23 protein-coding genes, 1 tRNA gene and 1 pseudogene are annotated in these 23,394 nt (G+C 60.9%); 10 read left to right on the top strand and 15 right to left on the bottom strand.

All coding sequences use genetic code 11. From position 1 onward, the window contains the following. Window positions 1-137 precede the first annotated feature (137 nt). From P9220_RS01490 to recA, 7 genes are all read right to left on the bottom strand, one after another. Window positions 138-731, bottom strand: coding sequence for a pilin (locus P9220_RS01490; RefSeq protein WP_309763244.1), 594 nt, complete (start codon window positions 729-731; stop codon window positions 138-140). 111 nt (window positions 732-842) lie between these two features. Continuing rightward, a complete protein-coding gene (locus tag P9220_RS01495) occupies window positions 843-1,559 on the bottom strand; it encodes a TerC family protein (protein WP_309763245.1) in 717 nt (238 codons plus the stop codon). 124 nt (window positions 1,560-1,683) lie between these two features. Further along, window positions 1,684-2,565, bottom strand: coding sequence for a succinate--CoA ligase subunit alpha (gene sucD, locus P9220_RS01500; RefSeq protein WP_309763246.1), 882 nt, complete (start codon window positions 2,563-2,565; stop codon window positions 1,684-1,686). A 97-nt stretch (window positions 2,566-2,662) separates the two neighbouring features. Beyond that, window positions 2,663-3,844 (bottom strand): ADP-forming succinate--CoA ligase subunit beta, encoded by a 1,182-nt coding sequence (sucC, locus tag P9220_RS01505; RefSeq protein WP_309765342.1) that lies wholly within the window; start codon window positions 3,842-3,844, stop codon window positions 2,663-2,665. Window positions 3,845-3,945: 101 nt separating this feature from the next. Continuing rightward, entirely contained in the window at window positions 3,946-4,575 is a 630-nt protein-coding gene (locus tag P9220_RS01510; protein WP_309765343.1) for a DUF2889 domain-containing protein, read from the bottom strand. Between the two features lie 120 nt (window positions 4,576-4,695). Continuing rightward, window positions 4,696-5,187 (bottom strand): recombination regulator RecX, encoded by a 492-nt coding sequence (recX, locus tag P9220_RS27025; RefSeq protein ID WP_404980386.1) that lies wholly within the window; start codon window positions 5,185-5,187, stop codon window positions 4,696-4,698. A gap of 786 nt (window positions 5,188-5,973) precedes the next feature. Further along, window positions 5,974-7,044 carry a recombinase RecA gene (recA, locus tag P9220_RS01520; RefSeq protein WP_309763247.1) on the bottom strand — a complete coding sequence of 357 codons (1,071 nt, stop codon included), beginning with the start codon at window positions 7,042-7,044 and terminating at the stop codon, window positions 5,974-5,976. Window positions 7,045-7,319: 275 nt separating this feature from the next. Between recA and P9220_RS01525 the strand changes: the two genes are divergently transcribed. The 6 genes and pseudogenes from P9220_RS01525 to P9220_RS01545 all read left to right on the top strand — a co-directional run bounded on the left by P9220_RS01525 (window position 7,320) and on the right by P9220_RS01545 (window position 13,222). Further along, entirely contained in the window at window positions 7,320-8,045 is a 726-nt protein-coding gene (locus P9220_RS01525) for a response regulator transcription factor (protein WP_309763248.1), read from the top strand. Between the two features lie 7 nt (window positions 8,046-8,052). Next, the gene (locus P9220_RS01530) at window positions 8,053-9,648 is read left to right on the top strand and encodes a sensor histidine kinase N-terminal domain-containing protein (protein ID WP_309763249.1); all 1,596 of its coding nucleotides are present in this window, start codon (window positions 8,053-8,055) and stop codon (window positions 9,646-9,648) included. Window positions 9,649-9,877: 229 nt separating this feature from the next. Continuing rightward, entirely contained in the window at window positions 9,878-11,536 is a 1,659-nt protein-coding gene (locus tag P9220_RS01535) for an MFS transporter (protein ID WP_309763250.1), read from the top strand. A gap of 94 nt (window positions 11,537-11,630) precedes the next feature. Next, window positions 11,631-11,707, top strand: a tRNA-Met gene (locus tag P9220_RS01540). A 93-nt stretch (window positions 11,708-11,800) separates the two neighbouring features. Next, window positions 11,801-11,983 (top strand): annotated as a pseudogene (locus P9220_RS27030) (DUF6538 domain-containing protein); the annotation flags it as partial. A 15-nt stretch (window positions 11,984-11,998) separates the two neighbouring features. Next, the gene (locus tag P9220_RS01545; RefSeq protein ID WP_309763251.1) at window positions 11,999-13,222 is read left to right on the top strand and encodes a hypothetical protein; all 1,224 of its coding nucleotides are present in this window, start codon (window positions 11,999-12,001) and stop codon (window positions 13,220-13,222) included. A gap of 16 nt (window positions 13,223-13,238) precedes the next feature. Here the strand turns inward: P9220_RS01545 and P9220_RS01550 are convergent, their stop codons facing one another. Both P9220_RS01550 and P9220_RS01555 read right to left on the bottom strand, forming a co-directional pair. Further along, a complete protein-coding gene (locus tag P9220_RS01550; RefSeq protein WP_309763252.1) occupies window positions 13,239-14,174 on the bottom strand; it encodes an HNH endonuclease signature motif containing protein in 936 nt (311 codons plus the stop codon). Window positions 14,175-14,504: 330 nt separating this feature from the next. Beyond that, entirely contained in the window at window positions 14,505-15,182 is a 678-nt protein-coding gene (locus P9220_RS01555; RefSeq protein WP_309763253.1) for a recombinase family protein, read from the bottom strand. Window positions 15,183-15,334: 152 nt separating this feature from the next. On the opposite strand from P9220_RS01555, the gene P9220_RS01560 reads away from it, so the two are divergent. The 3 genes from P9220_RS01560 to P9220_RS01570 are packed head-to-tail and all read left to right on the top strand — an operon-like array spanning window position 15,335 to window position 17,111. Then, window positions 15,335-15,814 (top strand): hypothetical protein, encoded by a 480-nt coding sequence (locus tag P9220_RS01560; protein ID WP_309763254.1) that lies wholly within the window; start codon window positions 15,335-15,337, stop codon window positions 15,812-15,814. After that, window positions 15,811-16,206 (top strand): hypothetical protein, encoded by a 396-nt coding sequence (locus P9220_RS01565; RefSeq protein ID WP_309763255.1) that lies wholly within the window; start codon window positions 15,811-15,813, stop codon window positions 16,204-16,206. The genes P9220_RS01560 and P9220_RS01565 overlap by 4 nt, the downstream gene beginning before the upstream one ends. 32 nt (window positions 16,207-16,238) lie before the next feature. Further along, window positions 16,239-17,111 (top strand): hypothetical protein, encoded by an 873-nt coding sequence (locus P9220_RS01570; RefSeq protein ID WP_309763256.1) that lies wholly within the window; start codon window positions 16,239-16,241, stop codon window positions 17,109-17,111. A 417-nt stretch (window positions 17,112-17,528) separates the two neighbouring features. On the opposite strand, the gene P9220_RS01575 is transcribed toward P9220_RS01570, so the two are convergent. The 5 genes from P9220_RS01575 to P9220_RS01595 all read right to left on the bottom strand — a co-directional run bounded on the left by P9220_RS01575 (window position 17,529) and on the right by P9220_RS01595 (window position 21,914). Further along, window positions 17,529-19,073 (bottom strand): SIR2 family protein, encoded by a 1,545-nt coding sequence (locus P9220_RS01575; protein WP_309763257.1) that lies wholly within the window; start codon window positions 19,071-19,073, stop codon window positions 17,529-17,531. 708 nt (window positions 19,074-19,781) lie between these two features. Continuing rightward, the gene (locus P9220_RS01580; RefSeq protein ID WP_309763258.1) at window positions 19,782-20,165 is read right to left on the bottom strand and encodes a hypothetical protein; all 384 of its coding nucleotides are present in this window, start codon (window positions 20,163-20,165) and stop codon (window positions 19,782-19,784) included. 45 nt (window positions 20,166-20,210) lie between these two features. Further along, complete coding sequence (bamE, locus tag P9220_RS01585; protein ID WP_309763259.1) at window positions 20,211-20,771, bottom strand: outer membrane protein assembly factor BamE; 561 nt, start codon at window positions 20,769-20,771, stop codon at window positions 20,211-20,213. Between the two features lie 19 nt (window positions 20,772-20,790). Continuing rightward, a complete protein-coding gene (locus tag P9220_RS01590; protein ID WP_309763260.1) occupies window positions 20,791-21,666 on the bottom strand; it encodes a peptidoglycan DD-metalloendopeptidase family protein in 876 nt (291 codons plus the stop codon). 71 nt (window positions 21,667-21,737) lie between these two features. Continuing rightward, window positions 21,738-21,914 carry a hypothetical protein gene (locus P9220_RS01595; RefSeq protein WP_309763261.1) on the bottom strand — a complete coding sequence of 59 codons (177 nt, stop codon included), beginning with the start codon at window positions 21,912-21,914 and terminating at the stop codon, window positions 21,738-21,740. A 323-nt stretch (window positions 21,915-22,237) separates the two neighbouring features. Between P9220_RS01595 and P9220_RS01600 the strand changes: the two genes are divergently transcribed. After that, on the top strand, window positions 22,238-22,498 hold the full coding sequence (locus tag P9220_RS01600; RefSeq protein WP_404980385.1) for a GlsB/YeaQ/YmgE family stress response membrane protein: 261 nt from the start codon (window positions 22,238-22,240) through the stop codon (window positions 22,496-22,498). 62 nt (window positions 22,499-22,560) lie between these two features. On the opposite strand, the gene P9220_RS01605 is transcribed toward P9220_RS01600, so the two are convergent. Continuing rightward, the gene (locus tag P9220_RS01605) at window positions 22,561-23,220 is read right to left on the bottom strand and encodes a VTT domain-containing protein (protein WP_309763262.1); all 660 of its coding nucleotides are present in this window, start codon (window positions 23,218-23,220) and stop codon (window positions 22,561-22,563) included. Window positions 23,221-23,394 lie beyond the last annotated feature (174 nt).

The raw sequence follows: 23,394 nt of genomic DNA on the forward strand, positions 1-23,394 counted from the left end.
ATACAAAACTTTGCCGCCCCTGTGCGCCGCGCGCCTGGAAATGCCACGAAATCACCCGCTTTCGCACGAAGTCGCTGCCCGGCGCGGCGGCGCAGTATCGCGTGCCGCCGCGCGTTCCGTCCGGCTCGCTCGAAGCGTCAAGCGCGGCACTCGGGCGGCGCGAGCTTGCCCTGCAGCGTCGGCGCGTCGACAGGCGACGGCCCCGCGCCCGGCGCCGGCAGCGACGACGCCGCCTTGCCGCCCGCGAAACACTCCCACGTGATCGTGCCCGCCTGCACCGTGCCTCGCGCGAGTGCGACGCGCGCCGTCGGTGTCTCGGCGTTATCGGGCGCCGACGGCACGAGCACCAGCGTGTTGGACCCCGCCGGCGCGACGCGCGTCGTATAGGCGATGGTGATCTGCCCCGTGTTGCTGTCGACGTGAATCGACTCCACGTTGCGCGTCGCGGGCGGCGATGCATGGCCGCTCGCGAGATCCGCGCCGCTCGCCGCGTTCTCCGCCACCGCGAGACGCGCCGATGCGGCGAGCGACATGCCCTCGCCCACGCGGCTGCGCGCCAGATAGTCCTGATACGCGGGGATCGCGTAAGCCGCGACGACGCCAACGATCGCCAGCACGATCATCAACTCGATCAGCGTGAAACCGTGCGCCGACGATGTCGCCCGCCTGAGCCACTCACCCCATCCGCGCCGCTCGCGCGGGCTTTCCACGTTCAAAGCCATGCTCGTCATTGCTGCTCCCAAAAAGACAGAAAGCGCCGGCTGCGTGTGCAAGCCGGACGCTTTCATCCTATTGAGGCAGTGGGGATGGCGACAGTCGGCCATTCGGCCAACGTTGGGCGCTCAGGTATCGGCAGCGACCCCTTTGCCCTGCGCCAGCGTCCGGCGCTTCATCAGCCAGCCCGCCGCGATGACGATGAACGCGCCGCCGAGCCGCGCCGCATAGCCGGCCGCATCCGTGTTCAATGCGGGCCAGCGGTCGATGAACGGATCGTCGATGATCAGCCCGCCCGCGATCCACCCGAGCAGCCCCGCGCCCAGCAACACGACGACCGGGAAGCGGTCCAGCAGCTTGAGCACCAGCGTGCTGCCCCACACGATGAGCGGAATGCTCACCACGAGCCCAAAGATCACGAGCGTCAGCCGATGTTGCGGATCGGCGGCCTCGGCAGCGCCGGCAATCGCGATCACGTTGTCGAGGCTCATCACGGCATCCGCGACGATGATCGTCTTCACCGCCGCCCAGAGCTTGTCGGATGAGCTGATGCGATGATCGTCGTGGCCCGGCTGCATCAGCTTGATGCCGATCCACAGCAACAGCAGTCCACCGACGAACTTGAGAAACGGCACGTCGAGCAGAATCACCGCGAATGCAATCAACGCGACGCGCAAAAGAATTGCGCCGAGCGTGCCGAGCACGATGCCCCGCTTGCGCTGGGTGACGGGCAGGTCGCGGCACGCGAGCGCAATGACAACGGCGTTATCGCCACCGAGAAGAATATCGATGACGATGATCTGAACGACAGCGCCCCAATGGAGCGTGGAAAAGAATTCGAGCATGGCAGGGGAAAACCGTGACCGAAATAAAAAAGCGGGGAAGCCGACGCTCCCCCGCTTTTACTCCGGCTATGACGAAAGGATTCAGTAAGAGTACCAAACCCTGACGGCTTTTGCCGACGTTCCCTTAGATCACCGACTTCAGCAGACGACCCATCTCCGACGGGTTCTTCGTGACCTTGATGCCGCACGCGTCCATGATTTCGAGCTTGGCGTCCGCCGTGTCCGCACCGCCCGAGATCAGCGCGCCTGCATGGCCCATGCGCTTGCCCGGGGGCGCCGTCACGCCCGCGATGAAGCCGACGACCGGCTTCTTCATGTTGTCCTTGATCCAGTGCGCGGCGTTGGCTTCGTCCGGACCGCCGATCTCACCGATCATGATGACGGCGTCCGTTTCGGGATCGTCGTTGAACATCTTCATCACGTCGATGTGCTTCAGGCCGTTGATCGGATCGCCGCCGATACCCACCGCCGACGACTGGCCGAGGCCCAGCGCCGTCAGTTGGCCGACCGCTTCATACGTGAGCGTGCCCGAACGCGACACGACGCCAATGCGGCCCTTCTTGTGGATGTGACCCGGCATGATGCCGATCTTCAGCTCGTCCGGCGTGATCGTGCCGGGGCAGTTCGGTCCGAGCAGCAGCGTCTTGCGGTTCTCGCGGCGCATGCGGTCCTTGATTTCGAGCATGTCGCGGACCGGAATGCCTTCCGTGATGCAGATGGCGAGATCGAGATCGGCTTCGACCGCTTCCCAGATCGCCGCTGCAGCGCCCGCGGGCGGCACGTAGATCACGGAAACCGTTGCGCCGGTTTCGGCCTTCGCTTCCTTGACGGATGCGTAGATGGGGATGCCTTCGAAGTCTTCGCCGGCGCGCTTCGGGTTCACGCCCGCGACGAACGCTTCGCGGCCGTTCGCGTATTCGCGGCAAGCGCGCGTGTGGAACTGGCCGGTCTTGCCGGTGATGCCCTGCGTGATGACCTTCGTGTCTTTGTTGATCAGAATCGACATGTAGTGACCTCTGTTCGTTTGGCGTCGCTCAGGCTCGCGCCCCGCGCCGCCATTCGTATCTGGTGGAACGCTCTCTTAGGCAGGCACGCGGATGCGCTTACTTGCCTTCGGCTGCAGCGACGACCTTCTGCGCAGCTTCCTCCATGCTGTCGGCCGAGATGATCGGCAGACCCGAGTCCGCCAGCATCTTCTTGCCGAGGTCTTCGTTCGTGCCCTTCATGCGCACGACGAGCGGCACCTTCAGGTCCACCGCCTTCGACGCCGCGATCACGCCTTCCGCGATCACATCGCAACGCATGATGCCGCCGAAGATATTGACGAGAATCGCCTTCAGGTTCGGGTTCTTCAGCATCAGCTTGAAGGCTTCCGTGACCTTCTCCGTCGTCGCACCGCCGCCGACGTCCAGGAAGTTCGCCGGCTCGCCGCCGAAGAGCTTGATGGTGTCCATCGTCGCCATCGCGAGGCCTGCGCCGTTCACGAGACAGCCGATATTGCCGTCGAGCGAGATGTACGCGAGGTCGAACTTCGATGCTTCGACTTCAGCCGGGTCTTCTTCGTCCAGATCGCGATAAGCGACGATTTCCGGATGACGGAACAGCGCGTTCGAATCGAAGTTGAACTTGGCGTCGAGCGCGATGACCTTGCCGTCGCCCGTCACGATCAGCGGGTTGATTTCCGCGAGCGATGCGTCGGTTTCGAAGAACGCCTTGTAGAGACCCTGCAGGATCGCGCGCGCTTGCGGGATCGATGCGTCGGGAATGCCGATCTTGCGTGCGAGGTCATCGGCGTCTGCATCCTGCAGGCCCGTCGACGGCTCGACGGCGAACTTGTGCAGCAGTTCCGGCGTCTTTTCCGCGACTTCTTCAATGTCCATGCCGCCTTCGCTCGACGCCATCACGACGATCTTCTGCGAAACGCGATCCAGCACGAGGCCGACGTACAGTTCCTTCTTGATGTCCGCGCCTTCTTCGATCAGCAGGCGGTTCACCTTCTGGCCTTCGGGGCCGGTCTGGTGCGTGACGAGCTGCATGCCGAGGATCTGGTTCGCGTACTCGCGGACCTGCTCGATCGACTTCGCGACCTTCACGCCGCCGCCCTTACCACGGCCGCCGGCATGGATCTGCGCCTTGACGACCCAGACCGGGCCGCCCAGCTCTTCCGCGGCCTTGACCGCATCGTCCACCGAGAACACGGGTGTGCCGCGCGGGACCGCGACGCCGAACTTCCGCAGGATTTCCTTACCCTGGTACTCGTGAATCTTCATGCGTGATTCCTTCAGTCTGAGAGTTGGAGTGAACTTCGATTTCGAATTGCCTGAATCGCAATTGCTTGGCTTTCTTGTTTGATTACCGGCCGCTCTACTTGGGGATGACGAGCGCGCTACGTCTTCGGATTTTCCTGTTCCGCGACGGTTGTCTTGTCGCGGCGCGACGGCTCGTAGCCGAACCACTGCGGATAGTATTCGCGCACGGCCGCGCCGTCGAAGCGCAGCGCGTGGCAGCCGCCGAGTTCGAACGGCGGCCGATCGGGAAGCGCGCCGGCGGCACCTTCCGGGGCCAAGGGGTCGGACATGTCGTCGGACCAGACATCGCCGAAGAACGCCTGCATGGCCGCGGTCGGCAAGACGGCGCACAACTCGGTGAGATGCGTGCAGCCGGCCGCGCCGCGCAAGCGGGCGCGGACGTCGCGACGGAAGTTGCGCAGCAGATTGAGCCCGATGAGCGAGCGATAGGCAGAATTGGATTCGGCACAGAGAAGGGCATACGGCGCCCAGTCGGACGACGCTTCGGCGTCGACGATAGTGAGCTTGCGGTCGATGGTGATGCGCAGCCAGAGTTCATGGATCGGCAGGCCTTTCGGCCGGACGCCCGCCGCGAGCAGAAAGTCGCGGGGCTTCTCATCGGTTAGGCAGGCTTCGATATCCCAGAGGCCGTCTTCCCGCTCGAACGCTTCCAGCCGAATCGCGCGACGATGGCGCAACTGTCGGGAAACGGGCGGAGAAAGAGGCATGGGGCAGAAGCCGGAACGGGAAAACCGTTGAATTTTAGCATAGCGAGTATTTCCGTCCGTGGATGGACTGACGAATCGCTGCGGGCCGTTTTGCGGCCTTCCGCGCACGCCGTCGCCCTGTCAGTCGTCGATGAATTCGTCGGCACAGTCTTCGTCGCCGCCTTTCAGGATTTTGCCGATGGTGCTGCCCGAAAAGCCGCGCGCCGCGAGAAACCGCGCCTGCTTCGCACGCTCGGCGGGCGTTTCCGGCAAGCCGCCGTACTTCTTCTCCCACACGGCCTGAGCGCGCGCGGTTTCGGTCAGCGCGAGCTTTCCCGCTGTTTCGCCGATGAGCGCATCCCCGACCGCATGCCGCTTCAGTTCATTGAGAATGCGGCTGCCGCCCATGCGCGCCGCCCGCCGATGCACCACGCTTTCGACGAAGCGCTCGTTGGAGAGCCAGCCGTCGCGTTCGAGGCTGTCGAGCAGCGTTTCGAGCGAATCGGCTTCTTCGACATACGGCTGCAGCTTGCGCGATAGTTCCGCGCGGCTGTACTCGCGACGCGAGAGGTAGCCCAGCGCGCGGCCTTTCAGGGAGCGCTGAGGCTGTCGCGGATTGTTCGCTGCAGGCACTTTGCGCTGGCGTTCGCTCGACCGGCTGTAGACGGTGTCGGCCTGCAGCTCCGGTACGCATTGTTCGAAAGCCTCAGCATCTTCAAACGCGCCGTCGCTCGCGGAGCGCGGCTGTTGCCGTGGATTGCGAGCGCCGCTCCGCCTGGTTCGACGGCGCATTGGACGGTCGGCTTCGGGCGCGCTCGACGGCGCGCATTGCTCGAACGGCTCCAAGGGGTCGGCGTCTTCGAAGGGGTCGTCGAAGTGAGCGGTGCTTACGGTTGCCGGCTGTATGGGGGGCGCTGCGCTGACTGCCTGTGCAGTGGCTTGTTGCAACAGCAAGCGGGCTTGCTCGAGCCGCGCCGCACGATCGAGCTGGAGGGACGGTGCCGCAGCGCATTCTTCTTGATCGCCGGACGCCGATGGCGCGTTCAGCCCGCGACGGTCGTCACGCTCAGTCACGCCAGCGCGTGAAACCGCCACGCCCTTGTCCGCCGCTTCAAAAACGCGACGCGCCGGCGTGAATGACTTCGCGCCGGCGCGTGCTTTCCTGCCTGAGGCGAAACCGCCGCCTCTCGACGATGCACCCCGCTCGCTGCTTCGTTCATAGCGATCGGCGGCATCGGCGCTGTCCTCCGGCTGATCGACACCGGGCGCGGCGTAAGGAGAGCGACCGCTCTTCAGATCACCGCTCGCTTCATCGTTCTCGCGAGAGCGATTCGAACGTCCCGCGCGACTCCGCCCGGCTTCAGCGTTGTCCGCCTTCGATCCGAACCGGCGCTTGAGCATCGGCGGCAGGTCGGACGATTATTCGTCGTCCGACACGGGTGCGCCCGTGGCGACGGCATCAGCCAACGCAGCCACGCCGAGCGATTCGCGGATCCTGTTTTCGATCTCGCGCGCAATGTCAGGATTCTCGCGCAGGAATTCGCGCGCATTGTCCTTGCCCTGACCGATGCGATCGCCCTTGTAGCTGTACCAGGCGCCCGCCTTGTCGACCAGCTTGGCCTGCACGCCCAAGTCGATGATTTCACCCTGACGCGAAATGCCTTCGCCGTACAAGATGTCGAAGATGGCTTCGCGGAACGGCGGCGACACCTTGTTCTTTACGACCTTTACGCGCGTTTCATTACCGATGACTTCGTCGTTCTTCTTGATGGAACCGATGCGGCGAATATCCAGGCGCACCGAGGAATAGAACTTCAGCGCGTTACCGCCCGTGGTCGTTTCGGGGTTGCCGAACATCACGCCGATCTTCATGCGGATCTGGTTGATGAAGATCACGAGGCAGTTCGTGCGCTTGATGGTGCCGGTGAGCTTGCGCAACGCCTGCGACATCAGACGCGCTTGCAGGCCGGGCAGCGAGTCGCCCATTTCGCCTTCGATTTCCGCCTTCGGCACGAGCGCCGCGACCGAGTCGATGACGATCATGTCGATGGAGCCCGAGCGCACGAGCGCATCCGCGATTTCCAGCGCCTGCTCGCCCGTGTCCGGCTGCGAAATCAGCAGTTCCGGAATGTTCACGCCGAGCTTTTGAGCGTATTGCACGTCGAGCGCGTGTTCGGCGTCGATGAACGCAGCCGTGCCGCCGATCTTCTGCATCTCGGCGATCACCTGCAGCGTGAGCGTGGTCTTGCCCGACGATTCCGGACCGTAGATTTCCACGACGCGGCCGCGCGGCAAGCCGCCGACGCCGAGCGCGATGTCAAGTCCGAGCGAGCCTGTGGAGACCACCTGAATGTCTTCGACCGCCTCACCTGCGCCGAGCCGCATGATCGACCCTTTGCCGAATTGCTTTTCGATCTGCGACAGCGCGGCGGCCAGCGCCTTGCTCTTTTCCGCAGTCATTCCAGCCGGGCCTTTCTTGCTTTCTTCCATGAATCGTCCTTTGCTATGATGAACGGCGTCTGAGACGCGTGCGCGCAGGCTTGTAGCCGGCTTTGTAGCGGTAGCACCGGCACTTCGCCCCGCTTTTGCACTAACGCAGACACTGTATAAAAAAACAGTAGTTTTTGCAAGCCCGATCGTTGCGGCGTGGTGTTTTTCCACATCGAGCGAACCGTGCAAAAACCGCATGACACCCTGGAGACCGCCGCGCCGGGCGAAATGCGGTGCCGGCAATGCGATGCGCCCCGCGCATCAGGCACACGACGATGCGAATCCTCATTGCCGAAGACGACAGCATACTCGCGGACGGCCTCGTCCGATCACTCCGCCAATCGGGATACGCCGTTGACCATGTGAAGCATGGCGTCGAGGCGGATACCGCCCTTTCCCTGCAATCCTTCGACCTGCTCATCCTCGATCTCGGCCTGCCGCTCATGCCCGGCCTCGAAGTGCTGCGTCGCCTGCGCGCGCGCAACTCGCAGATGCCCGTTCTGATCCTGACCGCCGCCGACAGCGTCGACGAGCGCGTGAAAGGTCTCGATCTCGGCGCGGACGACTATATGGCAAAGCCCTTCGCGCTCAACGAACTCGAAGCGCGCGTGCGGGCGTTGACGCGGCGCGGCGCGGGCGGCGGACCGACGGTCGTCAGGCACGGATCGCTGTCGTTCGATCAGGTGGGACGCATCGCGCATATCGCGGATCAGGTCATCGATTTGTCGGCGCGCGAACTCGGCGTGCTCGAAGTGCTGCTGCAGCGGATCGGGCGGCTCGTGTCGAAGGAGCAGCTTGTCAACCATCTTTGCGAGTGGGGCGAAGAAGTCAGCAACAACGCCATCGAGGTCTACGTGCACCGGCTGCGCAAGAAGATCGAGCCGAGCGGCGCGCGGATCATCACGGTGCGCGGCCTCGGGTACACGCTCGAAAAGGCGGCCAGCACGCCGGAAGCCAAGTCGACGGCCGATCCCGCTGCCGCCGGCCAGCACTATAAGTAAGCCGCGCATGGCGTCGCCCGCCTCCACCGAGCGCGCAGCCGAAGCGCCGCGCGAGCCGTCAGCGGCCATCCTGGATGCCGCCGATTCCGACGCCCTGCGCGATGCCCGCTACGCCAATCCGTTCGCCCCGCCCGACGAGCTGGAACCCGGCAGCGAGGCGCACCCGCGCTCGCTTTTTGGCGAGATTCTCGACTGGATGCTCGCGCCGCTGCTGCTGCTCTGGCCGATGAGCATCGCGGTGACGTATCTCGTCGCGAAGTCGATCGCCAACGGTCCGTTCGACCGCGCGCTCGAAGCCGACGCCTACGTGCTCGCCCGCCAGATCCAGCCGGTCAACGGCGTGGCCGAATTGCGGCTGCCGGACGCCACGCGCGATTTCTTGCGCGCCGACAATGTCGACAGCGTGTTCTTCCAGGTGCTCGGGACGCGCGGCGAACTCGTCGGCGGCGACCGCGACATGCCTTTGCCGCACGAGGACGACCGGCCGCAGCCGGGCATCGTCGAGTTTAGGGACGACGTGCTGCGCGGCAACGACATTCGCGTCGCGTACACGACCGTCGATCTGCCCGAACTCGCGTCCGGACGCGATGCCGAAAGCCGCCAGCCCGTGCTCGTGCAGGTCGCCGAGACGCTCGACAAGCGCAGCCAGCTCGCCAACGACATCATCAAGGGCGTGATCCTCCCGCAGTTCGTGATCCTGCCGCTGGCGATCGTGCTGGTGTGGTTCGGTCTGTCGCGCGGGCTCGCGCCGCTGCACGCGCTGCAGTCGAACATGCGCACGCGCCGCCCGGACGATCTCTCGCCGCTCGAAGCGGGCCGCGCGCCGCCGGAAATCGCGCCGCTCGTCGCGTCGTTCAACGATCTGCTTACGCGGCTCGAACAGAACATGGAGTTCCAGAAGCGCTTTATCGCCGATGCCGCGCATCAGATGAAGACGCCGCTCGCCGGGCTGCGCATGCAGGCGGAATTCGCGCTGCGGCAGGACGTATCGACGGAAGTGCAGCGTTCGCTCGAACAGATCGCGACCAGTTCGGAGCACGCGGCGCGGCTCGTCACGCAGTTGCTCGCGCTCGCACGCGCGGAGAATCGCGCGACGGGGCAAATTTTTTCGCGCGTCGAACTGACGGCGCTCGCCCGCGCCGCCGTGCGTGACTGGGTGCAGGCGGCGCTGGCGAAACGCATGGACATCGGGTACGAGGAGCCGCCTTTTCCGGTCGACGTGCAAGGTAACGTCGTGATGCTGCGGGAGATGCTGTCGAACCTCATCGACAACGCGATCCGCTACACGCCGCCGGGCGGGCGCATCACCGTGCGCGTGCGGACCGACGACCACGATCTCGACTTCGTGCATCTCGAAGTGGAAGACACCGGACTCGGCATTCCGCCTGCCGAACGCGAGCGCGTGTTCGAGCGCTTCTATCGCATTCTCGGGCGCGAGGGCGACGGCAGCGGGCTCGGTCTTGCGATCGTCAAGGAGATCGCGGCGATGCACGGCGGCACGCTCGCCATCGAGGATCACGTGTATCAGGAAACGCCGCGACTGGCCGGGACGCTCGTCCGTGTCAGCCTACAGCGGGTTTTTCCTGCCAGGGACAAACCCTGAGCGCAACGGTCGTGCGATATCCGGTTTCATGCATGAAGCGCTCCGCTTCGCGATAGATCGCGGCCCGATGAGCGCGACTTCGCGCGACTTGACGTTTCCATAGGTATTCTCCATGCCGCACGACGGCGTCAGAACGCCGTAAGTTTTCGTTCCAATAATCTTTGCACCGGCGCTGCCCCGTGGGCTTCGGAAGGGATCGGATACACACGCAAACAACAGGAGACGATTCATGGCTACGATCGAAGGGCGTGTTTCGCACGCACCGATGACGGCGGAGGAGAAGAAAGTCATCTTCGCTTCGTCGCTCGGCACGGTGTTCGAGTGGTACGACTTCTATCTCGCCGGGTCGCTGGCGATCTACATCAGCAAGACGTTCTTCTCGGGCGTCAATCCGACGGCCGGTTTCATCTTCACGTTGCTCGGCTTCGCGGCGGGCTTTGCGGTGCGCCCGTTCGGCGCGATCGTGTTCGGGCGGCTCGGCGACATGGTGGGCCGCAAGTACACGTTCCTCGTGACGATCGTCATCATGGGTCTGTCGACGTTTCTGATCGGCTTCCTGCCCGGTTACGCGACGATAGGCATCGCCGCTCCGGTCATCTTCATCGCAATGCGACTGCTGCAGGGCCTCGCGCTCGGCGGTGAGTACGGCGGCGCGGCCACGTATGTCGCGGAGCATGCGCCGTCGAACAAGCGCGGCGCGTGGACGGCGTGGATTCAGACGACGGCGACGCTCGGCCTCTTCATCTCGCTCGTCGTCATTCTGGCGGTGCGCACGATCACCGGCGAAGAGCAGTTCAGCGCATGGGCGTGGCGCATTCCGTTCCTCGTGTCGATCCTGCTGCTCGCCGTGTCCGTGTGGATTCGCATGAAGCTGCACGAATCGCCGGTCTTCGAGCGCATCAAGGCGGAAGGCAAGACGTCGAAGGCGCCGCTCAAGGAAGCGTTCGGCGAGTGGAAGAACCTGAAGATCGTGCTGCTCGCGCTTTTCGGACTGACGGCGGGTCAGGCGGTCGTGTGGTACACGGGGCAGTTCTATTCGCTGTTCTTCCTCACGCAGACGCTGAAGGTCGACGGCACCAGCGCGAACATCATGGTGGCCGTGGCGCTTCTGATCGGCACGCCGTTCTTCGTGTTCTTCGGGTCGCTGTCGGATCGCATCGGGCGCAAGCCGATCATCATGGCGGGCTGCCTCATCGCCGCGCTGTCCTTCTTCCCGCTCTTCAAGGCGCTCGCCCACTATACGAATCCGACGCTCGAAACCGCGACGCAGAAGTCGCCGATCGTCGTCATCGCGAATCCGGACGAGTGCTCGTTCCAGTTCAATCCGGTAGGCACCTCGAAGTTCACGAGCTCGTGCGATATCGCGAAGGGCGCGCTCTCCAAGGCCGGTCTCAACTACCAGAACGTGGCCGCTCCGGCGGGGACGCTCGCGCAGATCAAGGTTGGCGAGACGGTCGTGAACACCTATGACGGCAAGGCCGCCGACGCCAAGGCGCAAGGCGCTGCGTTCGACAAGACGCTCGCGGGCACCCTGAAGAGCGCGGGCTATCCGGCGAAGGCCGATCCGGCGCTCATCAACTGGCCGATGGCGATTGTCATCCTGACGATCCTCGTGATCTTCGTGACGATGGTCTACGGCCCGATCGCCGCGATGCTGGTGGAAATGTTCCCGGCGCGAATTCGCTACACGTCGATGTCGCTGCCGTATCACATCGGCAATGGCTGGTTCGGCGGCTTCCTGCCGGCCACTGCGTTCGCCATCGTGGCAGCCAGGGGCGATATCTATTCGGGGCTGTGGTATCCGATCGTGATCGCGCTCGCGACCTTCGTGATCGGCATGCTGTTCGTGAAGGACACGCGCAAGTCGAACGTCTATCACGAGGATTGATGCCTGTTGCCGCCCCTTGCGCGTGCGCGTTAAGAAATTACGTGAGAAGGGGTTGACAGACGTTTCGTGCACCACCATAATCTCGTCTTCTTTCGGCGAATTAGCTCAGTCGGTTAGAGCGACGGAATCATAATCCGCAGGTCCGGGGTTCGAGTCCCTGATTCGCCACCAGTTGCACAAAAGCCCTTGATCTAACGGTCAAGGGCTTTTGTTTTGGTGCCTCCCGGAGGCAGGTGCAGCACAAACGTGCAGCACAGGCCCAACATGGCAGCAAACTTTCTGCAAAGATCGCGGCACGATTCCGTGTTCTACTTTCGGCGGCGCGTGCCTGCCGACCTCTTCGGTGTCATCGGCAGGCGACAGATATACAAGTCGCTAGAGACGTGCGTCCGGCGAGAGGCCATAATCCGCGCTCGCGTCCTTGCGACGAAGACCGATCGACTTTTCGCCTCACTTCGCGCCATGCCGAAGACCACTCCCTTCCGCCTTGACTACACCCTCGAACTTCTCTTCGACCAAAGCGGCCTCCCGCAAGCCGTGAGAATAGATGCTGAGCCGGGCGAGCACGAAGCGGCGCAGAGAGCCCTTGAGACCGCTGTGGCGGGCTTGGCGGCGCTGAAGCATCCCACCACCCTCCCCGCTACATCGGCAGCGCCCGCAAGGGCGGCTGTTACCCTGTCTAAGGGTGTCGGGGAATTCATGCGGAGGAAAGATCTCAAGCCGACGACCCTCGCCAGCTACGCAACGAAGCTCGCCTATCTGGTGGAGCAAGCGGGCGGCGAGACTTCACTTCTTGACATTGACCAGTTGCGCTTCGTTAAGCTGGCAGAAGTGATCCTAGATAACGGCGCCTGGTCGGACAAGACCAAAAGCGTCTACATCACGATGATTGGCGGGTTCCTGAACTGGCATCGGCTCCGCAACGGCCTGTCGCTACTTACCGCCGCAACGTTAAAGCCCAAGCGCACTGCCCCATCCGCTCTCGATCGCGACGCTTTCACGCTTGACCAGTTGCGCATGATCTTTCAGCACGCGGCCACTCGCCGCTTGTCGGAACCGCACAAGTATTGGGCAACGGTGGCAACCGCATTTCTGGGTTGCCGAATCGAAGAGCTGGCACAAGTCAACATTGGAACCGACCTCAAGCACGATGTGCAAACCAACGTTTGGTATTTCGATTTCGCCGAAACACCGGACGCTGACGGCGTTCTTCGCAAATCGCTCAAACGCTTGACCAGCTGGCGGCACGCACCAATCCATAGTGCCCTTGTCCGTCATGGCTTCATCGACTACCTAAAGGCACAGCTAGAAGGCAGACAGTTGCGCCCGTTCGAGTCGGCGTGGAAGCCGCATATCGGCAAGCCGGCCGCCAACGGGCAGCCGAATAGCGGCCTGATCAAGTGGAGCCACAAGATAACCAAATGGGGCGGCGACACGCTGGCGGAGCTAGTGGAGGCTGGTTCGCTGCCGGCGGGCACCGCCCTAACCTACTTCCATAGTATGCGTCACACCTTCGCCGATACGCTTGCGGCCGCGAAAGTAACGGAAGAATACAGAGCCGCCATACAGGGCCAGGCGTTCGGCGGCATGAACGCGCAGACCTATGCAAAGCTCCGACAGAACCACAATGCCCTGTCGGAGACCATTGAGACCGCCCTCGGCTGTTATGCTGAGCTGCTGCTTTGACGCGGCCAATCCACAGCTACGAATTTTTGAAGACAGCGCTTCGATGATACTCAAGAAAATGGCATTGCTCGACGTTGAAGGCTCCGACGTTCAACACGTCAGGGATTTTCCATCGCGTTAAAACATTAGGATCGAGCGCGGGGGACACAAGAAGATCGCCAGCGTTGGAGAAAGAAATGAGCCCCTTGTCTAGTAGATGATCGACGTGAGGCGCAAGCAAAAGGCCATTGCAACCATTCAACTTTTCCTCATCGGTGCTGTCCTTCCACGGCTTAATATGACTCGCCCGGAGATGCCGTGGATCTGTAACGCCAGTGACGCGGCACGCCTTTTCGTTTAGCCTAACATTGGCTTTGAAAATACCTTGGCCACGACGGGACTTAACCAACTGCTCCTTTGTTGTAGCGCCGATGTCGGTTCTTCCCTTGATTGCGGCCTCGTGATTTTCTCCGACAGTGTCCGCCTCTTCAACTTCACCTTTCAGTTCTTTTAACGCCGCCCAATATTCGGGCCCAATCAACTCAATCAAAACCCCGGCCATCGACCCAGGGACTTCCGCTAGATAGACTGACTGCAGTCCATCACCAGTTTCCCGCAAAGGCGAATATTTTGAGGGAAGATGTGGAAGAAGCAGAGCAATACTATCTTTCGGGCGGATTTGTGCATGCAGTTCGCGGAACTCGACGGGAACAAGCCAACCTTCGCGTGACCAGGCGGCCCCGGCAGTGCCAAAGTCCGGTTTGGGAGACGATTCGGCCTCGGCAATTGCAATTCCAATGGCCTTGATGCGTGTGTCGCAGAACGAGAAGATCACATCGCCAACTACAATCTCCCGCATATTTTCGTAGAATTGATTCCTGCCGCCATCTGCTCTTTTCTTGGGCGACCAGAGAAATCCGCCTGTTACTTCGGCCTTGTATGTTTGATTTTGGTTTACCCACCAGTAGCGCATTTCTACACCGTCGATTTAATGGGGTTGCAAGTTGACTGCAGTGAGAAAGCGCGCGATGTAGGGCCCGTTAAGTCTGAACACCATGCAGTCATGTTTTTCTTTATCATTTGGTTTAAAATCGGTGTGCGACAAATAATTAAATTTAGTTTGGCGCTATAGATCTCCACAGCCCCGGCGCACATTAGCGTGCGCGAAACATGGTATCCAATTATGCAGACGTGGAACAGGGGGCGACCGGACACCTAGAGATGCTGCTACGCCCGACTCCGGCCTTGCGCGGCGATTGATTTGCACCAAGCAATCTACTGCATGTCGCTTCGTGTGCCTGCATCACCTCGGCGTAGACTCGATACGCGCCAGCACGCGACACAACTGCCCCCGATGCCACACGCCGCCATTTGGCGTCTTGATGCCAAGCGAGTTGAGCTCCGCCACCATATCGCGCTGTGACAGGCTTCGCGCGCGGAAGCCTTCAATCACCCCCGCCAGCTTGTGTGCGAAGGCGTCAGCGGCCTTCTGGCGGTGTGCAATGTTCGGCCTGAGGTTCGCAGGTCCGGCCGCGCCCAATTTCACGCCGCGCGCCTTTGCTGCCGTTAAAGCATCTCGCGTCCGCTTGCTTATCTGATCGCGCTCCCATTCGGCCATGACCGCATGCATCTGAATCATGACCTTGTTAGCTTGCGGCATATCAGCGGCTACGAAGTCGCAGCCGGTCTCCAGCAGGCCAGACACGAAATGCACGTTACGGGCGAGACGGTCGAGCTTCGCAATGATGAGCGTCGCACCGCGACGCTTGCACAGCTCAAGGGCGGCGCGGAGCTGTGGACGCCTTTCGAGCGCATTGGCACCCTTGCCGGTTTCAGTCTCCGTGAACTCGCCGACCAGCTCCCACGCGCCGCCGTTCAGGTAACGCTCGACTGCTTCGCGCTGTGCTTCGAGGCCGAGCCCCGACTGACCTTGACGCGCCGTGCTGACACGGTAGTAAGCAACGAACTGACTCTGCGCCATGATTTTCCTCCGAGTGCCGGCCTCGCGACGAGACGACCGTTTAATGTGAGACCAGTATCCCACTGGATGCCAAGCAAGTCAATGATAAGTCGTAGTTGACTAACCAGTGACTAGTCTGTATCATGGTTCTACTGCCACTCTTGGAAACATTCATGCAGGAAGAACTGTTGAGCACGCAGGCCGCTGCGGAGCTGATTGAAAGCGCCGTTCACGAATCAGGAGGAGCAACCTACTGGTCTCGCGTTCTGACCAACAACCGCCGGGAAGACCGCAACCCACCGCACCGGGTCCCCTTCCAACGACTAGGTGGCGGTGCTTTCTATCGGCCGGAGGACGTAGAAGCATTTATCGAGTTTGAGAGGTCGCGCCGTCTCGGCGTTGTCAAGCTATCTGGGCGGGCAGCGGAGGCAATCCGCGCGTTCGGCATTGGCGAGAAAGGCGGCAGCTCGACCGGTCGCAAGCTCAACGTTTCTGCCGTTACGCTCCAGATAGACGAAGCAACTGGCGCGCACTTCGTGCAGCTCGTCACGAACGACCCGCTTATGGTGTATCGGCTTGAACTTAGTGAAGCCAAGGCGCTGGCGCAGGAACTGGCAGACACAGCCCAAGCAGGCGAGCGAGGCGCACGATGACTACAGTTCACACAATCACTGCAGCGGAAACGGCGCTTACGCTCTATCGCTATCTCGGCACGCTTCGTAACTGGACGAACTTTCTCGGCGACAACATTCGCGGAGAACAATGCGTCGCCGGTTACATGCTGATGCCGTGCGCAGAACGCCATGACGGAAGGTCCTTCCGTCCTATCTACGCAGTCTCGGACGTCAGAGCGTTCATCGAAAATGTGCGAAGGGCGATACCAAGCGCCGGCAAGAAAACCATCAGAACGACGCCTCTTACCATTGACCCCACCAAACATTGGCGCGTCAATAGGTTTGATCGAGACGGCAGTCCAATGGCGAGACTAAGCGCAACAGGGCGTGCCGAGCCATTTTTTTCAATGGCGCGCGTGTCCTCGTTGTGACGAAGTTATCCGATTTTCGGCGCACGGCGTGCGTGGACTGGCTGGATCTCACGCTTACCACGTGCGGCCGGACCCAGTTTCGATATCTACAAGCAGCTCTGATCGCAGCCGGTGCCGATAAGCGATGGTTGGAACCTGTCGACCCAAGCCCCGGCGGAGTGACAAACACCTTCCGAGTGCGCTTCACCGACCGTCTGGCGAACAACTATGCCGCACTGCGGGAGGCGATTGCAGAAGTTTCGCGTGTCTTCCCTCTTGCGAGTGAGCCGAGCATTACCGCAATAGAGGTCGCATGCGACTTCATGCATAAAAGTGAGCTAGCACTGCGTGATTCGGCAACAATCTCCATGACGCATCGCCTCCAGAAAAGCTTGTTTGCAAACGGCACGAAGCCCCGCCAATACGATCCTTTGACCCGCAAGAATCGCTTCATGGATAAGCCCGGTCGCCGCCTCAATCCCAAGCTTAATTTCCGCGTTGGAAACAGGGACGATGATCTGGCATGGCACGTCTACTGGAAAATTACGGATAAAGACCTTCCGGTGCCGTCGTCAGAGCGGCGAGCGCGGGTGGAAGTCACGCTTCAACGAGATGTGCTGAGGTCTGTCGGGCTGGCAATGCTTTCGGACCTCGACGGATACGGATTCGGGAGTCTTGCGCCGTTTTTCCGATTCCGGACGCCCATCGCCCCGGACAAGCAAGCGCGCGGGAACCGCTACAAGCTAAAGGCAATCGAAATGAACAGGCGCTTGAACGACGCCACGCCGGAGCGCGGATTGCACAGCTTCGAGCCCTTAGGGCGGCGCGATAGGTGGCGGAAGCTGCGCAGCGAGAGTAGTCATCTACAAGCCGACGACGAGCTTCAGCGTGCGGTAAAGAACGCGCTACGCCATCTAAAGCTGTAGGTGGCTTGCGCAAAAAAAGGAGCGCAAATCGACCTATTGGCGCGCTTTAAACGCTTGCTGCGCCTGAATCCTGCCCCGATGATCCTAATAACTGTATGTATACGCTTTCCAATAGTCTCTCTACGAGGACGACCTGATGACTCTTAGCGGCGCGAGGGCCGCCCAATGATTGCAAAGACGCTGTCCGAGCTTTAGACACAACGCATGCGTAGATAGACGCATGCGATCCTCGAACATGTGCAACCGATCAGGCGTGCGGCGGGAAAAATCACGATATCTTAGAAAACGCAAGCATGTCGCATGGCGGTCCATTCATCGACTGGCGATCGATTTGGTGGAACCTTATAGATCAGCAGGCGGCTCGCGCTAGCCCGCCCGAAGACGGCAACGCGGCACGTCTTGCCGCGAGCCGATCGACTATCTATATTTGAGGCAATCGAAGACGCAAACGAGCTTGAAGAAATTAGTAACGACGTTCGCTTTCTTACTTGAAGCGAGCGCAAGATTATCAACAAGAAACTTTTGAAGCTGCGTCACCTTCAAAGACTTCTCGGGAAGCAAAGCCGCGTGGTTGACGACTGTCTCCGCGTCATACAGGGCGGCATAAGCCTTGAAATCTTTCGCAAATTCCTTCGTTGCTTCTGCCGTAACCCTCGAAACATTCGTGGGAATAAAATTAACGAGCGATGCCTTAGCAGCGGCAACAACCCTGGAATCAAAGTTCTTTACGTTAAATCCCGGGCTTCCTTGAGCCGTTTTCAAGTATTTGAACACCGGGACATTTTTTGAACGCTTCAGTATTTCTGGTAACGTGTCTCTAAGAATAAGATCCGCCTTATATCCGCCATCATTCAGCAGAACATCTTTTATAAGATCCATACGACTTATGGCTGTGTAACCTTTATCCATTAGGCGCTCTCTTATGCCTACGCCTACCGCAAACTCCAACTTTGTAAAGTCCATCTGGTCGTTGATGTCCTGCACATACAAACGCTCACTCGGCACTGTGGTATGAACGAGCTCAAACACCTGCTGCTTGAGCATTCTTAGTATCCGGGCCGGTATTTTTCGCTCTATTTTTGTCAGTGCCTCAAGAACACTCGCAAACGAACCAGTGGTGACTTGGTATACCGGCAAGCTTCTGCCGTCGTTACTAAGAATATTGCGCTCAAACCTATCCGTCGCAACGTTGGGGTCCCACTGCACGAAGACTAGCCTATCTGCGAGCTTTGCAACGTTAGCTGGCGATAGGCACGATATTATCGAATGGATGATATCTAAGATATTCTCATCGGTAAGAGAGTAGCCGAGGAATACTATCGGATTCTCCACAAAGAAAGTTAGCAGCTTCGACGCTAAATACGGATTCCGACGATGAAATTCGTCATAGTCGGATTTGGTGAGCACGAGGGACGAAGGATCGGTGTGTGAACCGTGAATCTTGTAGATTTCCCCGATCCCCTGGATCTGCGAGAACAGGAGTGCTTCCTGACCTACATATACTGTGTAATCCGGAAACAGATACTCTAGCAGACCATCCCAGTTCGTGGTCACGATTCCATCGACGACGATTTTTCTTAAAAGCTCCAGTTCCCCGACCAGCTGAGGATCATTAGTAATAACCCCCGATTCGCCGATGTGTCTAGCAATCTCGATCTTAAGGGCTGATTCTTTGTTGGTCGCGATCTTCCTGTATTGTTCGCGCGATTCCTTGTATTTTTCGTCTTTCCACCATCTCTCATGCAGCTCTCGCGCCATAGCCGATGCCAATTCCGGAAGGTCTCCGCCCGCCGTCGAATTGAGGAATTCGTAATCGAGTCCGTGCGCTTGGCATTGCGAACGCAAAAGCCCCTCCCAGCCCTCAAGACCAAGGTATCGTCTAGCGACGCCTGATCCGATGAAGATATAAGGTGGCGAAGAGAAAGACTTAAAATGATTTAGAAGGCTCTCCGTTAAATCCATCTAATCCTCATGTTCGTTGTTACCTGCTTTTCTTGACAGTGCGCACCGCTCGTTGCGTGCCGGACGGTCACACACCGGGCCCCCAATGTTACGTCAGATAAAAGCTTGGGCCAATGCGCGACGTTTGCGCAAGATGCCGACGCCCTTAGTCGAGCTATGATTGCGTCATGTCCAACTCAGAGGTGCAGCACATTCGCCACCACGGGCAACTGAAAAACAAGAGAAACCTTTGCGGATCATAGGGTTGCGCTGATTTCTGGTGTCGAGTCAATCGAGTCCCTGATTCGCCACCAGCTTCAAGAAAAAGCCGCTGTTCCCACAAGGACAGCGGCTTTTTTGTCGTCTGCGGCGCGGGCAGCGAACGCGGTGGACGCGCTTCGTCTGGAAGCCCGGAAACGGAACCGGAACCGGAACCGGAACCGGAACCGGAACCGGAACCGGACTTCGCCATTCAACGTTCGTCACCGTACATTCATACGAATCCGCCGGGCGGATACTTCATCTGCGCACCGGGGAACAAGCAGCACGCGCGAAACGAGAGACCACAACAGGAAGGGCGGCGCTCGATCGAGCCGTGGGTAAAGGATGGGCGCATTGCAGCGCAGGTCTTTGCCAACGTCCCGACGGGTAGCAGGCGAAACAAGTCATCGCCCCGACAACGAAGCTCAAAGCCGGCCAATGGCCGGCTTTTCTTTTCTCGAGACGCGATCAGCGATAGCGCGCGAACACCGTCCGGGCACACTCGCCGCACCATCGACGCTGCGCCACGTCGGCATGCGCTTCCCAGACGTGGCCGTACGCGCATTGCCAGGTAAGCGGCGTCATTGCGTTCACATAGGGCGACACCAATTTCCCGCCCCGCACGTCGGCCAGCGCGCGCGCCCGGTTCGTTTCGCTCTCCCGCCGATGCCCCGCGCAACTCATGCAGCGAATGTTCTGCGCATGATCCAGCGATTCGTCCCAGCGATGGCCCCGCATGCACTCCCAGCGCGAAGTCGATTCATCGTTCGCTTGCCGCGATGCCGCCTCGCGATACCGCCAGGCCTCGTCGATCAGTGCGAGGTGTCTCTTGCCGTCGTGTTTGTCGCTCATTGCCCTCAACGCCCCAGCGCCTCCACGCATCAAACCTCGCCACGCTCAGTGCCGCCCGCCGCCTTCCGCCTCCGATCGCGACGTCGTCACCACGGTGCCATCCGGCCCGAAGTGCGCATTGAACATTGCATCCCGATTGACGCCGTCTTCCAGCCAATGCCAGCTCCACACGTGCTCCTGCTTCAGCCGGTACGCCGCGACGGTCGTCGGCTTGCCGAGCAGTCTGCGCACTTCGTCTTCGGTCATGCCGGGCCTGATCTTGGCGAAGTTTTCCGCCGTCAGCACCTGCGTCACCGATTCGAACAGCCCGTCCGGGTCGAGATCCACCATGTAGGTGTTCGTTCCCGCCGGGCCACGCGGATACTCGAGGCGCTTCGAGCCATCGGTGAAAGTGCGCTCCTTTTCGGGCTCGCCCATCTGGCTGCGAATCTGAGCCTCGGTCGTGATACCCGGCTTCAGGTCTTTCAGCAACAGCGTGTCGGGCTTCACCGAGTTGAAGAACGAACCGAGTTTGTTCATTGCTTCTCCGCTTTGTTGCTGGTCGCAGCCGGCAAGCAGCGACAACGTACCGAGCGCGACAAGCGCGGCGAACAGGGACTTCTTCATTTGACTTCCTTAATGCAACTCAACCGCCCGCGCCGAGCAGCGGTACCGGATCGACGGCGGCGCCCGCCTTTCTCACTTCGAAATGCAGCACCGGCGACCCGCCCGGCCCCGTGCCCATGTCCGCAATCGTCGCGCCCTGCTTGACGCTGTCGCCCTCACGGACCAGCAGCTTCTCGTTGTACGCGTATGCGGTCAGATAATCATTGCTATGCCGGACGATGATCATGCGCCCATAAGAACGCAAGCCGCTGCCCGCATAGACCACCTTTCCGGGAGCCGCCGCCTTTACCGGCTGACCGACCTTACCGGCGATATCGATACCCTTGCTGCCGTTCGCGCCGAACTTGCGCACGATCTCGCCCTTGGCCGGCCATGCGAACGTACCCTTCGCGGCGGACGCATGCTCCTCGTCGCTTTTCGTTGCCGGCGCTTCCGCCGCCGGCTTCGCCGGTGCCGGAAGAATCGGCGGCAAGTCCTTCCCGCTCGTGGAAGCCGTTGTCGATGTCGACGCCGAAGCGGACGCTGCCGGCGGCGTCACGCGCAAAACCTGCCCGACGTTGACCTGCCTGCTTTCCGGCAGCGAATTCCACGCGGCGAGGTCTGCGGGCTTCTGCTTGAAAATCCGCCCGATGGCATAGAGCGTATCGCCCGGCTTCACGCGATAGAACCCCGGCGCGACGGGCGCCGACGACACCGACGATGCCGCCGCCGGAACGCTGCTCGGCGCGCTCGTGACGACGGGCGGCGCGCCCAGCGTCGTGTTTTCGACGATCGGCGCCGGCGACCTCGGCGTCGTCGTGCATCCTGTCAGGCTTGCCACCGCCGCCATGCCTGCCGCGAGCCCCAGACCCGCTACGACCGCACGATGATGCGGCCCAAAAAGTCCTGTTTGCATCGACACCAACCTTTCCATGCTTTGACCTGATCTCTTGCAAGCGCTTCAATTTTTCCGCGTGCGCCGCCTGGCTAGCACACGGTCAAGCCGATCCCGTACACCGACGTGCCGACGCAACCGACGACGCCGCATCCCGACATCAGCATGCCGAGCGCCAGTGCCGACATCGCCATCAGCGCGACGCGCGGACCGCGCGCCCTCAACCATTCGCGCCCGCGCTCGAACGAACCCCCAGCAGCATAAAACATTACGAACCTGCTTCGCCGAAGTCGGCAAAAACCGAACACTTTAGGGCAAAGCGCGCGCCGTCGTTCGGGATTCTAAATATTTTAACGATTCATTCCGCGATGCGACGCCTGCGACAGTGTGACCTGCACCGCGCTTCCATCCTCCTCGGATAAAAAGCCTCGCGAAAGCCAGGCATAGGCCGATGGGCCAAAGCGCTGCCGCATCGACAATCCTTGACACATTGCGAAACTTTCGCGCTCCACTTTCGGCTAAATTCGCCTCGCTCGGATGCAGGACCTTCCTGCCGTCCTGCAATTTCTCTCATTTTCTGGAGTGTTCGCGCATGGAACTCATGCATCACGGCATTTTGCTTGGCATCGTCATCGGCGGCGTAGCCGGCTGGCTGGCCGGGCTCATCATGAACGGCAGCGGCTTCGGCGTGTTCATGGACATCCTCGTCGGCATCGTCGGCGGTGTAGTCGGCAATTGGCTGTTCACGAAGATCGGCATCTCGCTCGGCGGCGGCCTGCTCGGTTCGCTGCTGACGGCCGTGATCGGCGCGGTCGTGCTGATCTTCGTCAGCCGCCTCTTCAAGCGCGGGTAGTACCGCATCGAAGATCGACGGGCCGGCCGCTCACAGGGTCCGGCCCGTCGCCAGCCGCGCTGTCACACCTTCGAGCGGCGGCGGCTTACTTTCCACAACGCGCCCAGTGCGATCGGCACGATTGCCGCACCGATCCCCACGAGCACGATCACGTTCAGATATTGACGGATGAACGGAATGTTGCCGAAGAAGTAGCCGAGCAACACGAGCAACAGCACCCAGATTGCCGCGCCGAGCACGTTGAAGAGCTGAAAGCGCGTCGCGTTCATCGCCGACGCACCCGCGACGAACGGCGCGAAGGTCCGCACCACCGGCACGAACCGCGCGATCACGATCGTCTTGCCGCCGTGCCTCTCATAGAAGTTATGGGTCTTCTGCAAGGCGGCGCGATCCAGGAAGCGCTCGAGCACCGGGATGTTGGTATCGAACACCTTCGGACCGATGGCCCGCCCGATCCAGTAATTCACCGTATTGCCCGCGATCGCCGCGACGAGCAGCAGCACGATCAGCGCGCCGAGATCCATCTCGTGCGTGGCTGCAAACGCGCCGCCGATGAAAAGCAGCGAGTCGCCCGGCAGAAACGGGAATACCACCAATCCGGTTTCGCAGAAGACGATCAGGAACAACACCGCATAAACCCACGCGCCGTAGACGTTGATGAAGTCGCCGAGCGACTTGTCGATGTGAAGAATGAGTCCCAGGAAATGCAGCAGCGTGTCCAAAAGCGTTCCTCGATGTAATGGGCTCCCGGCAGACGAAGGCGTCTGGCGGCAGCGAGCGAAGGGGTCGCGCCATGATACCGAAGTGACTGGCGGCGTCCGTTAAAAAGCGAGCATCCAGCCGCCAACTCACGGCGCGTCCGGGGGAGCGGCGCGCGCGGACGGCAGGTGCGAATC

Source organism: Caballeronia sp. LZ016 (assembly GCF_031450805.1).
Taxonomy (GTDB): domain Bacteria; phylum Pseudomonadota; class Gammaproteobacteria; order Burkholderiales; family Burkholderiaceae; genus Caballeronia.

Excerpts from the sequence above, each read along its gene's own strand:
- P9220_RS01490 (WP_309763244.1), bottom strand. The coding sequence starts at position 731 with ATGACGAGCATGGCTTTGAACGTGGAAAGCCCGCGCGAGCGGCGCGGA.
- P9220_RS01495 (WP_309763245.1), bottom strand. The coding sequence starts at position 1,559 with ATGCTCGAATTCTTTTCCACGCTCCATTGGGGCGCTGTCGTTCAGATC.
- sucD (WP_309763246.1), bottom strand. The coding sequence starts at position 2,565 with ATGTCGATTCTGATCAACAAAGACACGAAGGTCATCACGCAGGGCATC.
- P9220_RS01510 (WP_309765343.1), bottom strand. The coding sequence starts at position 4,575 with ATGCCTCTTTCTCCGCCCGTTTCCCGACAGTTGCGCCATCGTCGCGCG.
- recA (WP_309763247.1), bottom strand. The coding sequence starts at position 7,044 with ATGGAAGAAAGCAAGAAAGGCCCGGCTGGAATGACTGCGGAAAAGAGC.
- P9220_RS01525 (WP_309763248.1), top strand. The coding sequence starts at position 7,320 with ATGCGAATCCTCATTGCCGAAGACGACAGCATACTCGCGGACGGCCTC.
- P9220_RS01530 (WP_309763249.1), top strand. The coding sequence starts at position 8,053 with ATGGCGTCGCCCGCCTCCACCGAGCGCGCAGCCGAAGCGCCGCGCGAG.
- P9220_RS01535 (WP_309763250.1), top strand. The coding sequence starts at position 9,878 with ATGGCTACGATCGAAGGGCGTGTTTCGCACGCACCGATGACGGCGGAG.
- P9220_RS01545 (WP_309763251.1), top strand. The coding sequence starts at position 11,999 with ATGCCGAAGACCACTCCCTTCCGCCTTGACTACACCCTCGAACTTCTC.
- P9220_RS01550 (WP_309763252.1), bottom strand. The coding sequence starts at position 14,174 with ATGCGCTACTGGTGGGTAAACCAAAATCAAACATACAAGGCCGAAGTA.
- P9220_RS01555 (WP_309763253.1), bottom strand. The coding sequence starts at position 15,182 with ATGGCGCAGAGTCAGTTCGTTGCTTACTACCGTGTCAGCACGGCGCGT.
- P9220_RS01560 (WP_309763254.1), top strand. The coding sequence starts at position 15,335 with ATGCAGGAAGAACTGTTGAGCACGCAGGCCGCTGCGGAGCTGATTGAA.
- P9220_RS01565 (WP_309763255.1), top strand. The coding sequence starts at position 15,811 with ATGACTACAGTTCACACAATCACTGCAGCGGAAACGGCGCTTACGCTC.
- P9220_RS01575 (WP_309763257.1), bottom strand. The coding sequence starts at position 19,073 with ATGGATTTAACGGAGAGCCTTCTAAATCATTTTAAGTCTTTCTCTTCG.
- P9220_RS01580 (WP_309763258.1), bottom strand. The coding sequence starts at position 20,165 with ATGAGCGACAAACACGACGGCAAGAGACACCTCGCACTGATCGACGAG.
- bamE (WP_309763259.1), bottom strand. The coding sequence starts at position 20,771 with ATGAAGAAGTCCCTGTTCGCCGCGCTTGTCGCGCTCGGTACGTTGTCG.
- P9220_RS01590 (WP_309763260.1), bottom strand. The coding sequence starts at position 21,666 with ATGCAAACAGGACTTTTTGGGCCGCATCATCGTGCGGTCGTAGCGGGT.
- P9220_RS01595 (WP_309763261.1), bottom strand. The coding sequence starts at position 21,914 with ATGTTTTATGCTGCTGGGGGTTCGTTCGAGCGCGGGCGCGAATGGTTG.
- P9220_RS01600 (WP_404980385.1), top strand. The coding sequence starts at position 22,238 with ATGGAACTCATGCATCACGGCATTTTGCTTGGCATCGTCATCGGCGGC.